General features: G+C 74.1%; 13 protein-coding genes. 6 read left to right on the top strand and 7 right to left on the bottom strand.

What is annotated here, in order from left to right; genetic code table 11:
* Window positions 1-123: 123 nt before the first annotated feature.
* From AB0D46_RS20910 to AB0D46_RS20920, 3 genes are read right to left on the bottom strand one after another with little or no spacing between them, the layout of a single operon-like run.
* A complete protein-coding gene (locus tag AB0D46_RS20910) occupies window positions 124-939 on the bottom strand; it encodes a hypothetical protein (RefSeq protein WP_362879400.1) in 816 nt (271 codons plus the stop codon).
* Window positions 940-965: 26 nt separating this feature from the next.
* Window positions 966-2,291: an ATP-binding protein gene (locus AB0D46_RS20915; RefSeq protein WP_362879402.1), complete on the bottom strand. Its 1,326-nt coding sequence runs from the start codon at window positions 2,289-2,291 to the stop codon at window positions 966-968.
* On the bottom strand, window positions 2,288-2,953 hold the full coding sequence (locus AB0D46_RS20920) for a response regulator transcription factor (RefSeq protein ID WP_362879404.1): 666 nt from the start codon (window positions 2,951-2,953) through the stop codon (window positions 2,288-2,290). Before AB0D46_RS20920 ends, AB0D46_RS20915 begins: the two co-directional genes overlap by 4 nt.
* A gap of 89 nt (window positions 2,954-3,042) precedes the next feature.
* On the opposite strand from AB0D46_RS20920, the gene AB0D46_RS20925 reads away from it, so the two are divergent.
* The 5 genes from AB0D46_RS20925 (at window position 3,043) to AB0D46_RS20945 (ending at window position 7,258) form a co-directional block, all read left to right on the top strand.
* Window positions 3,043-3,573, top strand: a complete 531-nt coding sequence (locus tag AB0D46_RS20925; RefSeq protein WP_362879406.1) for a hypothetical protein — start codon at window positions 3,043-3,045, stop codon at window positions 3,571-3,573.
* Window positions 3,558-4,685, top strand: coding sequence for an efflux RND transporter periplasmic adaptor subunit (locus AB0D46_RS20930; RefSeq protein ID WP_362879407.1), 1,128 nt, complete (start codon window positions 3,558-3,560; stop codon window positions 4,683-4,685). Before AB0D46_RS20925 ends, AB0D46_RS20930 begins: the two co-directional genes overlap by 16 nt.
* Window positions 4,686-4,693: 8 nt before the next feature.
* Window positions 4,694-5,440: an ABC transporter ATP-binding protein gene (locus AB0D46_RS20935; RefSeq protein ID WP_362879520.1), complete on the top strand. Its 747-nt coding sequence runs from the start codon at window positions 4,694-4,696 to the stop codon at window positions 5,438-5,440.
* A complete protein-coding gene (locus AB0D46_RS20940) occupies window positions 5,440-6,666 on the top strand; it encodes an ABC transporter permease (protein ID WP_362879409.1) in 1,227 nt (408 codons plus the stop codon). The genes AB0D46_RS20935 and AB0D46_RS20940 overlap by 1 nt, the downstream gene beginning before the upstream one ends.
* Window positions 6,667-6,817: 151 nt before the next feature.
* Window positions 6,818-7,258 carry an NUDIX domain-containing protein gene (locus tag AB0D46_RS20945; RefSeq protein WP_362879410.1) on the top strand — a complete coding sequence of 147 codons (441 nt, stop codon included), beginning with the start codon at window positions 6,818-6,820 and terminating at the stop codon, window positions 7,256-7,258.
* Between the two features lie 116 nt (window positions 7,259-7,374).
* Here AB0D46_RS20945 and AB0D46_RS20950 read toward each other — a convergent pair whose 3' ends face one another.
* The 4 genes from AB0D46_RS20950 to AB0D46_RS20965 all read right to left on the bottom strand — a co-directional run bounded on the left by AB0D46_RS20950 (window position 7,375) and on the right by AB0D46_RS20965 (window position 10,382).
* The gene (locus AB0D46_RS20950) at window positions 7,375-8,226 is read right to left on the bottom strand and encodes a trypsin-like serine protease (protein WP_362879412.1); all 852 of its coding nucleotides are present in this window, start codon (window positions 8,224-8,226) and stop codon (window positions 7,375-7,377) included.
* 159 nt (window positions 8,227-8,385) lie between these two features.
* Window positions 8,386-8,802, bottom strand: a complete 417-nt coding sequence (locus AB0D46_RS20955; protein WP_362879414.1) for a PIN domain nuclease — start codon at window positions 8,800-8,802, stop codon at window positions 8,386-8,388.
* A complete protein-coding gene (locus AB0D46_RS20960; RefSeq protein WP_362879416.1) occupies window positions 8,799-9,029 on the bottom strand; it encodes a type II toxin-antitoxin system VapB family antitoxin in 231 nt (76 codons plus the stop codon). The genes AB0D46_RS20955 and AB0D46_RS20960 overlap by 4 nt, the downstream gene beginning before the upstream one ends.
* Before the next feature lie 126 nt (window positions 9,030-9,155).
* Complete coding sequence (locus AB0D46_RS20965) at window positions 9,156-10,382, bottom strand: amidohydrolase family protein (RefSeq protein WP_362879418.1); 1,227 nt, start codon at window positions 10,380-10,382, stop codon at window positions 9,156-9,158.
* A gap of 130 nt (window positions 10,383-10,512) precedes the next feature.
* Between AB0D46_RS20965 and AB0D46_RS20970 the strand changes: the two genes are divergently transcribed.
* Entirely contained in the window at window positions 10,513-13,656 is a 3,144-nt protein-coding gene (locus AB0D46_RS20970; RefSeq protein WP_362879420.1) for a BTAD domain-containing putative transcriptional regulator, read from the top strand.
* Window positions 13,657-13,833 lie beyond the last annotated feature (177 nt).

The following is a 13,833-nucleotide window of genomic DNA, read 5'->3' on the forward strand; positions in this document are numbered from 1 at the left end:
GGGGGGGGTGGTGGGGGGGGGGGGGGGGGGGGGTGGGGGGGGGCCGGGGGGGGGGGGGGGGCCGGCACCGCGCCGGGGGGGGGGGCGGCGTCGCGCGACGCCGCACCCGGCCCGTCCGTACGGTCAGAAGCCCTCGGGGCCCATCGCGATGATCGGCTTCGCCGCCGGGTCCAAGGTCGTCAGGAGGGTCCGCATCGCGTCCTTCGGGATGCCGACGCAGCCCTGCGAGGGGCCGTCGTGGTCCACGTGCAGCCAGATGTTGCCGCCCTTGCCCTCGCCGTCCGGCTTCTCCGGGTCCAGCGGGGACACGCCCTGCTTGCGGTTGAAGTCGATCGCCACGACGTAGTCGAAGGAACCCGCCAGGGACTCGCCGTTCACGCCCCGGCCCGACGCGACGAACGAGGCGTCCCGGTCGTACGGCAGCCGGGTGCCGGGCGGGGCGGGCAGCAGACCGCCCGCGTCGGTGAGGGAGAACACGCCCTGCGGGGACGTCAGGTCCCCGTACGCGCGCTCCGTCGACCAGCCCTTCGCGCCGTTGCGGCCCGCCCACTGCGCGGACCGCGTCCAGTCCGCGCCCGGCGCGGGCCGCGTGTACAGGGCGACCGCCGACTCCGAGGAGCCCTTCGCCTTGCCCGTGACCAGCACCAGCTGCCGGGAGTCCGCCGGGATCCGGGCGCGGGTGTCCGCGCTGATGCCGGGCAATCCCTGGAACGGGTCGGTCCGCTGCACGGTCCGCGCCGCCCGGTCGGCGGTCTGCGGGCGCGCGTCCGAGCGGGTCTGCGGAGCCGGGGCGCCGGGCGGCTCGTGCAGCGCGTACAGCCAGCCGGCGCCGAAGGCCAACAGTCCGAGGAACGCGGCCACGGTGACGGCCCGTTGCGGTCGGCCTGCGGCGGACGGACGCGTACGGGTGCGGGAGCGGGCTCGGGCGTGCTTGCTCATTGAACCGACCGTACATCAGGTGATCTTCAGATCCGCCGAACGCCCGCCCTCCCGGGTCCCGGTGCCACCGGAAAGCGGACCCGTACCGTCAGCCCGCCCTCGGGCTCCGGGTTGGCCCGCGCGAGCAGCTCCGCGCCGTGCGCCCGCGCGATCGAGGCGACGATCGACAGACCCAGACCGGCGCCCTCACCAGCGGTATGACGCCGCTCGGCCCGCCGCCGGAACGGCTCCAGCAGCCGCGGCACGTCCGCCGCCGCGATCCGCGGCCCGGTGTTCGACACCGTCAACACCCCGTCGGCGGAGGTCGCCACGACCACCCGACCGCCCGCCCGGTTGTGACGTACGGCATTCGCCACCAGGTTCCGCACCAGGTGCCCGAGCAACGCCCCGTCCCCGCTCACGGTGAGCGGCGCGAGGTCCCGTACGAGGACCAGGGCGTCCGGGACGTCCCCCGGCCCGGGGCCCGGGGCGGGGGCGGGCGGGGCATTCCGGGTGGTGCCCTGCGCCGTGCCCGGGTCCGCGCCGGCCGGCTCGCCCGGGAAGGCCGCCGCCAGTTCCGTCGTCGCGAGCGCCGCCAGGTCCACCGGCTGCGCCGACTCCAGGCCCTCCTCGGAGACCGCCAACAGCAGCAGCGACTCGATCAGGTGCTCGCTGGAGTCGGCCACCGCGATGAGCCGCTCGCGGATCCGGGCCACCTTCTGCGGCTCCGGATCCCCCGCCAGCCCGATCTCGGCGGCCGCCCGCTGCACCGCGACCGGCGTCCGCAGCTCGTGCGCCGCGTTCGCGGCGAACCGGCGCTGCGCCGTGACCAGACCCTCCATCCGGTCCAGCATCCCGTCGAACGTGTCCGCCAGCCGCTTCAGCTCGCCCGGCGGGCCCCGCAGGGCGATCCGCTCGTGCAGGTTCGCCCCCGACAGCCGGCGCGCCTTCTCGGTGATCACGCCGACGGGGCGCAGCACCCGGCCCGCCATCCACCAGGCCAGCCACACCGACAGCACCGCGAACAGCGCGAGCGCGACCAGGGACACCACCGTCAGCTCGTGCAGCGCGGCCTGTTCGGCGGCGCGGGACACGTTGCGCGTCGCCGCCCACCGCGCGAGCTGCGCCTCGGTCGGGGCGACGCCCGGCGGCAGCTTCTGCGCCGGTACGAACACCGTCTCGCCCGTGGCGGGGTCCCGGCCGTCGACCGGGATGCCGGGCATCACGGTGGTGACGGCGCCGCTGACCCGCGATCCGAGCCCCTTGCGCAGCAGCACGTTGACCAGCGCGACCAGCCCGCCGCCCGCGAGCACGAGCAGCGTGCCGTAGAGCGCGGTGAGACGGGCGCGCTCGGAGTGGAGCACCGCTCTCATCGCGGACCGGTGATCCGGTAGCCCGCGCCCGGGACCGTCTCGATCAGCGGCGGCTCGCCCAACTTGGCACGCAGCTTGCTGAGGGTGACCCGGACCGCGTTCGTGCTGTAGCCCGTGCCCTCCTCCCACACCCGCTCGATCAGGTCGTCGCTGCTCAGCACCGCGCCCTCGGCGCGCAGCAGCGCCTCCAGCACGGCGAACTCCTTGCGCGAGAGCGCCAGCCGGTGCCCGTCGCGGGCGGCGGAGCGGCGGGCCGTGTCCAAAGCCAGCCCGGCCCGTTCCAGGACCGGCGGCAGCGCCGGCCGGGCGCGCCGGCCGAGCGCCAGGACCCGGGCGAGGAGCTCGTCGTAGGCGAACGGCTTGGTGAGGTAGTCGTCGGCGCCCAGCCCCAGACCCTCCACGCGGTCGCGGACGGTCCCGGAGGCGGTGAGCATCAGCACCCGCGTCAACAACCGTTCGCGCACCACCTGACGGCAGACCTCGTCGCCGTGCAGCCCGGGCAGGTCGCGGTCCAGGACGAGGACGTCGTAGTCCCCCAGTCGCAGGCGGTTCAGCGCCTCCAGGCCGTCGGCCGCCTCGTCGACGGCCAGCGCGTCACGGCGCAGCCCCTCGGCGATCATCTCCCGGAGGAACGCCTCGTCCTCCACCACCAGAACTCGCATGGCGTCCTCTCTACAGGAGGAGAACATTTCGCCGTTGTAAGCGGACTGCGAGAGAGAAGCGAAATCCCCCTTTCCCGCACGCTCGGGCCATGAAGCGATCCCTGACCATGACCACGGCCGCCGCGCTGACCGGCCTGACCCTCCTCGTCACCGCCTGCACGAACGGCGGCACGTCCGGCGGGAGCGACGGCAAGGACGGCGACGGCAAGGGCGGTTCCGCGAGCGGCGGCAGCGCAGGCGCGGGCGTCGGCAGGACCAACGGCGGGGCCGACGCGGACGCGGCCGTGAAGATGCGCCAGTGCCTGCGCGAGCACGGCATCGACGCGCCGGACCCGGAGCCGGGCCAGAACCCGAACGGCATGACGGTCGGCGGCGGCGCGGACCCGCAGAAGATGGAAGAGGCGATGAAGGCCTGCGGGATGAACGCCCCCGGCGCCGGCAAGGAGCCGACGCAGGAGGAGAAGGACAAGGAACTGCGCTGGATCCAGTGCATGCGCGGGAACGGCGTGGACCTCAAGGACCCCGAGTACCTGCCCGGCGGCATGAAGTCGGGCATCGAGATCCCCAAGGGACAGGAGAAGGCCTTCGAGGAGGCCCAGAAGAAGTGCGAAGCGGCCTGATGGCGCGGCGCGGCAGGTGGCTGACGGGCACCCTGGCGGTCGTCCTGGCCGCCTCGGGCGGCGGGTACGCCGTCCTCGCCCAGCCCCGGGACGACGGCGGACGGCAGGAGCGCGCCGACGGGCTTCCCCCGGCGACCGCCCCCGTACAGCGCGGCGACCTCGGCGCGGGCCTCCAGGTGGAGGGCACCCTCGGCTACGCGCTGGAACGCAAGCTGAGCGCGCCCGGCCCGGGCGTGCTGACCTGGACCTCCCCGGAGGGCTCGGCGGTCGAGCGGGACGCGAAGCTGTACGAGATCAACGGGAAGCCGGTGCGGCTGATGTACGGGTCCACGCCCATGTACCGGCCGTTGAAGGCGGGCGACAGGGGCGACGACGTCAAGCAGCTGAAGCGGAACCTGATCGCCCTCGGCTGGGGGACCGGTCTCGACGCCTCGGACGGCACCTTCACCACGGGCACGACGGCTGCGGTGAAGCGCTGGCAGAAGGCCCACAAGGTGCCGGAGACGGGCGAGGTCGCGAGGGAGGACATCGCCTTCGCGAGCGGCCCCCAGCGCATCAAGCGGAACGACTCGGCCGTCGGCGACGAGGCGGGACCGGGCAAGCCGGTGCTGACCGTGACCGGGACCGAGCGGATCGCCCGCTTCCAGTTGGAGGCGGCGAAGGCGGAAGCGGCGCGGATCGGCGACAAGGTGACCGTACGGCTGCCCGGCGGCGCCGGCGCCTCCGGGAAGATCGACGCCGTCGGCGGCACGGCCGGCACCGACGACCCGAACGGCGGCGGGGGCGGCGGCGGGGGCGGGGGTGGTGCGGGCGGCGGCGACAAGAAGGCCAAGGTCGAGGTGAGCGTCACCTTCGACAGCCCGGGCGACGTCAAGGGCCCCGACCAGTCGCCCGTGTCGGTGCGGCTCACCGGGGAGACCCGCAAGGGCGTCCTGTCCGTACCGGTCAACGCGCTGCTGGCGCTGCCCGGCGGAGGCTTCGGCGTCCAGGTCGTCGAGGACGGGCGCGCCCGCGACGTCAAGGTCGAACTCGGCATGTTCGGCAACGGCCGCGTCGAGGTGACCGGCGACGCCCTCAAGGAGGGCATGCGGGTGGGGGTGCCGAAGCTGTGACGGAACCGATCACCGAAGCGGTCCCGGGGGCCGGGGCCGTCCGGGCGGGGGAGGCGCACGCGCACCCCGTCGTCGAACTGGCCGGGGTGACCAAGGAATACCCCGGTGGGGTCACCGCCCTGCGAGGCATCGACCTGACCGTCATGAACGGTGAACTCCTCGCCCTCGTCGGCCCGTCCGGCTCCGGCAAGTCCACCCTGCTGCACATCGTCGGCACCCTGGACCGGCCCACCGCCGGCCGCGTCGCCATCGCGGGCCACGACATCGCGACCCTGTCCGACCGGGCCCTGTCGGCGCTGCGCTCGCGCCACGTCGGGTTCGTCTTCCAGTCCTTCCACCTCGTACCGGGCCTCAGCGCCCTCGCGAACGTCGCCGAGGGCCTGCTCTACTCCGGCCTGCCCCGGGCCGAACGCGGCCGCCGCGCGGCGGCCGCCCTGGAGCGGGTCGGCCTCGGCGACCGTACGGACCACCGGCCGCACGAACTGTCCGGCGGGCAGAAGCAGCGCGTGGCCATCGCCCGCGCGGTGGCGGGCCGGCCCGACCTGCTGCTCGCCGACGAACCGACCGGCGCCCTGGACACGGCGTCCGGCCGGTCGGTGATGGAGCTGCTGCGCGAACTGAACGAGGACGGGGCCACCATCGCCGTGATCACCCACGACCACGGGATCGCGGCGAGCCTGCCCCGCCAGGTCCGCATCCGCGACGGCGGGATCGTCGCCGACCTGTGGAACCCGTCCGGGACGGAGGCCGCCTGATGGGCTCCCGTACGAGGACCCGTGCGGGCCGGCGCGCCCGACTCGTCCCGCCCCGACTCACCCCGCGGGACGTCCTGCACGCGGGCTCGGCGGGGCTGCGCTCGCGGCCGATGCGGGTGTTCCTGTCGGCGCTCGGCATCGCGATCGGCATCGCGACGATGATCGCGGTGGTCGGGATCTCCTCGTCCAGCCAGGCGAAGCTGCTGCGCGAGCTCGACAAGCTCGGGACGAACATGCTCGTCGCGACCCCGGGGCAGGGCATGTTCACGGGTCAGGACACCACGCTCCCCCCGGACGCCCCCGCCATGATCGGCCGGATCGACGGGGTCCTGTCGGTCGGGACGACCGGTGACGTGGCGCAGTCCGTCCGCCGGTCGGAGAACATCCCGGCCGGTGAAACGGGCGGCATCGCGGTCAAGGCCGTCAAGGACGACCTGCTCGGCACCCTGCGGGCCCGCACGGGCAGCGGCGCCTGGCTGAACGGCGCCACCGGCCGCTACCCGTCGGTGGTCCTCGGACACGTCTCGGCGCAGCGGCTGGGCATCACCGCGCCGGGGCAGCAGGTCTTCATCGGCGGCCGCTACTTCACGGTGACCGGCATCCTCGAACCGGTGCCGCTGGCCCCGGAGATCGAACGCTCGGCCCTGGTCGGCTGGACGGCGGCGGAGGAGCTCCTCGGCTTCGACGGCAACCCGACGGCGGTGTACGAACGCTCGGCGGACGACCGGGTGGCGGAGGTCCGCGACCTCATCGCCCGGACGGCGAACCCCAAGACCCCGAGCGCGGTGTCGGTGACGGACCCGTCGGCCGCGCTCCAGGCGAAGGCCGCCACCGAGGGCGCCTTCAGCACCCTCCTGCTCGGCCTGGGCGGCATCGCCCTCCTGGTGGGCGGGGTCGGGGTGGCCAACACCATGATCATCTCGGTGCTGGAACGCCGCCACGAGATCGGCCTGCGCCGCTCGCTCGGCGCCACGAAGGGCCACATCCGGATCCAGTTCGTCACCGAATCCCTCCTCCTGTCCGGCCTCGGCGGCCTCGCGGGCATCGCCCTGGGCGCAGCCGCGACGGCCGCATACGCCCGCGCGGGCGACCTCCCCTGGGTGGTCCCCCTCTGGGCCGTGACGGGCGGCTTCGCCGCCACCCTGGCGATAGGCACCCTGGCCGGCCTCTACCCGGCGGTCCGCGCCTCCCGCCTCTCCCCGACGCTGGCCCTCCGGACGGGGTAGGGGCGGCGGCACGTGGGGTGGCGGGGTCGGGGGTGGGGTCGCTCGGGGCGGGGCCCCCTCCCCCAAGACCCCGCCTCCGACCCCCCACCCACCGCACCCCGCGACCGCACACCCCTCCCTCTCCCCGGCCCCCCGGTCGTACGCTGAACCGATGAGAACTCCACGTCAGGCGGCCCGCATTGTCGTTCTCTCCCCGAGCGGATCGGTGTTCCTGTTCCGGGAGAACAACATCGAGGTCGGTATCCACTGGCTGCCGCCGGGCGGGGGGATCGATCCGGGCGAGACGCCCGAGGAGTGCGTGCGGCGCGAGTTGCGCGAGGAGACCGGGTGGACCGATCTGGAGCCGCAGCGGCTGCTGTGCACCTGGGAGCACGACTTCACCCATCAGGGCGTTCCGGTGCGCCAGCACGAGTACATCTACGTCACCACCGGCCCCACCCGTGAACCCGTGCTCGAAGCCCCCGACATCCACTGGCAGTGGGTCTCCCGGGAGCGCCTGGCCACCCTCGGCGAGCCCCTCTGGCCCCCGCTGCTGCCGGCCCTGCTCTCCGACCGGGCCCTGGAGCCCGTCCATTTGGGCCTGTTGGCCTGATCGGCGGAGCCGTCACGCACCCCGTCCGCTCCGGCACCCCGCCGGACCGGTACCGGGCCCCGCCGCGCATCGACCCATCCACCCGCCCACCCGTGTCAGGTCGGGCGGCGGGCGGGTCAGCCGGTCGTGGTGGTGGCCTTCTCGTAGAGCTGGGCGGCGTAGTCGCCCAGGATGGTGCTCGTCGAGACGTCGTCGGTGTCGCCGCCCGTCAGGATCCCGATGATCTTGCTGTCGCGGCTGATCCAGGCGCTGCCGCTGGTGCCGCCCGGGAAGTCGGCGCAGTCGAAGCGCTGTTCCGTCGGGCTGAGCCGGACGGTGGTCGACGTGCAGGTGCGGGGCACCTTGCGGTCGGACGGGTAGCCCGTCACCGTGACTTCCTCGCCGGCGCGGCCGGAGGCGTCCAGGGCGGCGGCGTCGGTGACGTCCTCGATGGAGCGACCCTTGTCGTCGGGGGCGAGGCGGGCGAAGGCGAGGTCGTAGTCGTCGTTCGTGTCCTCGGCCCAACGGTCGTCCTCGAAGACCTCTTCGATCTTCCACGTCCCGTACGGGGCAACGCCGTTCGCGTACGCGGGTGCGAAGACGGCTCCGCCGGCGCTGTCGCGCTGCTTGCCCGCGAGGAGGCAGTGTCCGGCGGTGACGATCAGGTTCCTGCCGGGGCTCCGGACCACGGTCGCGGTGCAGAAGTGCTGGCCGTCCAGGCCACCGGTGAACAGGGCGCCGGTGTAGGCGGCGGGTCCGCCGGGCTGCGGGGTCACGGCCGGCGGCAGTTGGTCCGCCAGCAACGGTTTCGACGCTTGCGATCGCGACGGCCCGGTCGGGGTTCCCGAGGGCGCGCCCGAAGGCGCGGCCGCCTTGGCCCGGGCGGACGGTGCCGCTTCGGGTGGTGGCGCCAACTCCGCCACCGCCGCGGAGGCGCCCAGCGCCGCCAACGCGCACAGCACCGCAGTCACCACGGTCCGCTTGTCCACCGCCACGATCCCTCCCCGCTTTGCCCCGGCGAAGCATGCCCCGGGGGCGGCCCGAGGTGCAAGATCGGAGGCCTGCGGCCGGCCCGATCCCGCCGCCACGGCCGGAACGGCCGCCCCATGACGGCCGACACCCGGCCGTCACCCGACACCCCGAGAAGGTCAGTCCGCCGTGCCCGCCGGGACGACCCAGCGCGTGGGCTGGCCGGTGACGGCGGCGATCGTGTCGAAGTCGCCGTCGTAGTGCAGGACGGTGGCTCCATGACGCTCGGCGGTGGCCGCGATGATCAGGTCGGGGAGCGATACGGCCTTCCAGTTCCCCGCCACGATCAGCTGTTCCCGCACCCTCAGCGCCCGGTCCCAGGCCTCGTCCGGCGTCGACAGCCAGTCGAAGGCGCCGAGACCGGCGCGGACGCGGTCCGCGTCGGCCTTGGACCGGGCGCTGGACATCACCTCCAGCTCGACCGCACCACAAACGGCAAGGACGCCGGCCGTATGGAGCGGATGGATGACCTCGTTGACGGGCGGCTTGGGATACCGGGCAAGGGCTGACTTGTCGATCAGGAAGCGCTCGGTCATGCCGCCCTGTCCCGCACGCGCTCGGTCTCGACGACCGCCTCTTCCACCGGGCCGGTCAGGTCCGGCAGCCCGCCCTCGGCGAGCCAATTGAGGAACTCCTCGCGCTTGCGGCGCTTGACCGCGTCCTCCAGGGCCGCGTTCACCGTGGCGACCTTCGTCTTCGTGCCGAAGATCTTCGCGGCCTCCGCCAGCAGGTCGTCATTGACGTCGATCACGGTTCGGGCCACGGGGAACCTCTTCCGTAGGGGCGGACCTGACCGGCCACACTTAAACGATATCAAGATCTACGTCAAGAGATATCGTTTCTGCAGCCCGACCCGGCCGCCCCCAGCCCGCCCCCTCGCCCGAGCCCCCTACGCCCCCGGACCCGCCCACAACCCGTCCGGGGTCAGCCCCAGCAGGTCGATAGCGTTGCCGCGCACGATGCGGTCCACGACGTCCGGGTCCAGGTGGCCCATCTGGGCTTCGCCCACCTCGCGGGACTTCGGCCAGGTGGAGTCCGAGTGGGGGTAGTCCGTCTCGTAGAGGACGTTGCCGACGCCGATGGAGTCCAGGTTCTTCAAGCCGAACGCGTCGTCGAAGAAGCAGCCGTGGACGTGCTCGGCGAACAACTCGGACGGCGGGCGCAGCACCTTGTCGGCGACCCCGCCCCAGCCGCGGTTCTCCTCCCAGACCACGTTCGCGCGCTCCAGGATGTACGGGATCCATCCGATCTGGCCCTCGGCGTACATGATCCTGAGTCGGGGGAAGCGTTCGAACTTGCCGCTCATCAGCCAGTCGACCATCGAGAAGCAGCAGTTGGCGAAGGTGATGGTGGAGCCGACGGCCGGCGGCGCGTCCGCCGAGGTGGACGGCATCCGCGACGAGGAGCCGATGTGCATGGCGATGACGGTGCCGGTCTCGTCGCACGCTTCGAGGAACGGGTCCCAGTCGTCGGTGTGGATCGACGGCAGGCCCAGGTGCGGCGGTATCTCGGAGAAGGCGACGGCGCGCACCCCGCGGGCCGCGTTGCGGCGGACCTCGGCGGCGGCGAGGCGGGCGTCCCACAGCGGGACGAGGGTCAGCGGGATCAGTCGGCCCCGGGCTTCGGGGCCGCACCACTCCTCCACCATCCAGTCGTTGTAGGCCTGTACGCCGAGCAGGCCCAGCTCACGGTCCTTGGCCTCGGTGAAGGTCTGGCCGCAGAAGCGGGGGAAGGTGGGGAAGCAGAGGGCGGACTGGACGTGGTTGACGTCCATGTCCGCGAGGCGTTCGGGAACCGAGAAGGAGCCCGGGCGCATCTGGTCGTAGGTGATGACTTCCAGCTTGATCTCGTCACGGTCGTACCCGACGGCGGTGTCGAGGCGGGTGAGCGGCCGGTGCAGGTCCTCGTACACCCACCAGTCGCCGACGGGTCCGTCGTCGCCGGGGGCTCCCATGACGGGGGCGAACTTGCCGCCGAGGAAGGTCATTTCCTTGAGGGGGGCGCGGACGATCCGGGGGCCGATGTCCCGGTACTTGGACGGGAGCCTGTCCCGCCAGACGTGCGGGGGCTCCACCGTGTGGTCGTCCACCGAGATGATCTTCGGGAAGGTCTCCATGCCTCACACCGTAGCGCCGATCTGACGAACCGTCAGCTAGTTGGCGGCGGAACGGTCCGCTGCGGACTGACGTGTACGCGCAAGACAGGGCAGACTGGCCCCCAAACGACGGAAGGCAGGGGGACGACCGATGGACGGCATACCGGCCATCCCGCACCAGCGGAACCACCCCGAGGCGGCCCGGACGACCTCCGGCCCGGCCGGACCCGCGCCGTCCGGCCCGGCGCCGGCCGCCTCCGCCCCCTCCCCCGCCCCCTTCCTCGCTCCCGCTCCCGCCGCTCCCCAACCCGCCCCCGGCGACGACCGGTTCGCCGTCCTCGGGCCCGTACGGGCCTGGCGCGGCGGGCAGGCGCTGCCCTCCGGGAGCCCCCAGCAACGCGCCCTGCTCGCCGCGCTGTTGCTGCGCGACGGCCGCACCGCCACCGCACCCGAGCTGATCGACGCCATCTGGGGCGAGGACCCGCCGCAGCAGGCCCTGGCGACCATCCGCACCTACGCCTCCCGGCTGCGCAAGGTCCTCGATCCCGGGCTGCTCGTCACCGACGCCGGCGGCTACGCGATCCGGCTGCGCCGGCCCGAGGCCCTCGACCTCGCGATCGCCCGCGGCCTCGCCGCCGACGCCGACCGGGCGCGCTGCGCCGGGGACCGCGCCCTCGCCCTGACCCTGCTCGGCCGCGCCCTGGACCTGTGGGACGGCGAGCCCCTCGCCGGAGTCCCGGGCCCACACGCCGAGACCGAGCGGACCCGGCTCGCCGAATGGCGCCTCCAGTTACTGGAGGCCCGCCTCGACCTGGACCTGGAGGTCGGCCACCACGCCGAGGCCGTCTCCGAGCTGACCGCCCTCACGGCCGCGCACCCGCTGCGGGAGCGGCTGCGCGAGCTGCTGATGCTCGCCCTGTACCGCAGCGGCCGGCAGGCCGAGGCCCTGGCCGTGTACGCCGACACCCGCCGACTGCTGTCCGACGAACTCGGCGTCGACCCCCGCCCCGAGCTCGCCGCCCTCCAGCAGCGGATCCTGCGCGCCGACACCGAGCTGGCCCGCGCCGAGGACCCGACGCCGGCCGCCACCCCCGTCGCCGTGCGCCCGGCCCAACTGCCGGCCACCGTACCGGACTTCACCGGCCGGGCCGCCTTCGTCAGCGAACTCGGGCACATCCTCGCCGGGGCCGGGGGCGAGGTCATGGCCGTCTCCGCGCTGGCCGGCATAGGCGGCGTCGGGAAGACCACCCTCGCCGTGCACGTCGCCCACGCCGCCCGGCCGTTCTTCCCCGACGGCCAGCTCTACATCGACCTGCAGGGCACCGACCCGCGCCCCGTCGAACCCGAAGCCGTCCTCGGCTGCTTCCTGCGCTCGCTCGGCGCCCCCGACAGTTCCATCCCCGACTCCCCCGCCGAACGCGCCGCGCTCTACCGCTCCCTCCTCGACGGACGCCGCGTCCTCGTCCTGCTCGACAACGCCCGCGACGCCGCCCAGGTCCGTCCGCTGCTGCCGGGCACCGCCGGCTGCGCCGCCCTCGTCACCAGCCGGGTCCGCATGTCGGGGCTCGCCGGGGCGCACCTGGTCGACCTCGACGTGATGAGTCCGGACGAGGCGTTACAGCTGTTCACCCGGATCGTGGGGGGCGAACGGGTGGGCGCGGAACGGCAGGCCGCCCTCGACGTCGTCTGCGCCTGCGGTTTCCTGCCGCTCGCCATCCGCATCGCCGCCTCCCGGCTGGCCGCCCGCCGCACCTGGACCGTCTCCGTCCTCGCCGCCAAGCTCGCCGACGAGCGTCGCCGCCTCGACGAACTCCAGGCCGGGGACCTCGCCGTCAAGGCCACCTTCGAGCTGGGCTACGGCCAGCTCGAACCCGCCCAGCAGCGCGCCTTCCGCCTGCTGGGCCTCGCCGACGGCCCGGACATCTCCCTGCGCGCCGCGGCCGCCGTCCTCGACCTGCCCGAGCACGACACCGAGGACCTCCTGGAGGCCTTGGTCGACTGCTCCCTGCTGGAGTCGGCCGCGCCCGGCCGCTACCGCTTCCACGACCTCGTACGCCTCTACGCGCGTGCCTGCGCCGACCGCGACGAGCGGTCCCCGGACGCGCCGGACGCCGCCCGCGACCGGCTCCTGGACTTCTACCTGGCCACCGCCTCCCGGGTGTACGAGCTGGAGCGCCCCGGCGACCGGCTCCCGGCCCACCTGTCCGCGACCCGACACCCGGGCCTGGTCCTGGCCGCCCCGCGCGCCGCGCTGGACTGGCTGTTCGCGGAGGCCGGCCCGCTGCTGGCCTGCGTGCGCCAGGCCGCCGTACGAGCCGCCGCGCAGGCCGAGGACGGGCCGGGCGCCGGGGCGCGGGCCGACCACCGGCCGGACGCCGGGGCGCCCCACGGCCCGCGCGGTGACGCGCTGCGCCGGGCCGTGGACCTGCTGTGGGCGGCGAAGGACCTCGCCGAGTCGGGCGCCAACTCCAAGCAGTACGAGTCCGCCGCCCTGACCCTGCGCGAGGCCGCGCGGACGGCCGGCGACCCGCGGGCCGAGGGCCGCGCCCGCACCACGCTGACCATGGTCCACCTGTTCGCGGGCCGGTTCGCGGAGGCCGACGACGAGGCCCGGCAGGCCATGGACCTGGCCCGCGCGGCCGGGGACCCGCTGCCGAACTGCTGGGCGCCCAACGACCGCGGCATCATCGCGCTCTACCAGGGCCGGTACGCCGACGGCGAGCGCTACCTGCTGGAGGCCATCGAGAACTTCCGGGCCGACGGCAACCGCGTCGGCGAGGCCAGCGCCCTGTGCAACCTCTCCCGCATCCACGTCGGGCTGGGCCGGCTGTCCAGCGCCATCGACCTCGCGCAGCAGGGCATCGCCGTCTACGACCGGATGGGCCTGACCCTGCGCCTGGCCAACGGCCGCTACGCGCTGGGCATCGCGCTCACCCAGGCGGGCCGGCTCACCGAGGCCCTGTCACAGCTCGGCGAGGCCCTGTCGCTGTTCCACGAGAACCGGCAGCCGTTGTGGGAGGGCGTGACCCATTTCCGGCTCGCCGAGACCCACTTGGCGGCGCAGCGGCCCACGCAGGCGGCCAAGCACGCCGAGCAGGCCATCGCCCTGCGCGGGATCGGTGGGGAATGGCGCCGGGCGACGGTGCTGACCGTCCTGGGCAAGGCGCTGCGCTCCCTCGGCCAGGCCGACCGGGCGCGGGCCTGCTGGCGGGACGCGGAGACCGTCTTCGCCCAGCTGGGCTCCGCCGAACTGGCCGAAGTACGGGCCCTGCTGGCGACGGAAGTCGCCGCCTGACCGGCGCCGACCAGGGCCTTTCGCCGGATGGACGCGGCGTTCATCGTTCGTTTATCGCCGCCCGGCACGATGGGTTCATCGACCCGGAGCACCCGGGGGGGAATTCGGGTCGACGATGGAGGACCACCCGTTCGGCGGCCGCGGGGGAATCGCCGAACGGGTCCGACCCACCCCCAG

Source organism: Streptomyces sp. NPDC048383 (genome assembly GCF_040651775.1).
GTDB lineage: Bacteria > Actinomycetota > Actinomycetes > Streptomycetales > Streptomycetaceae > Streptomyces.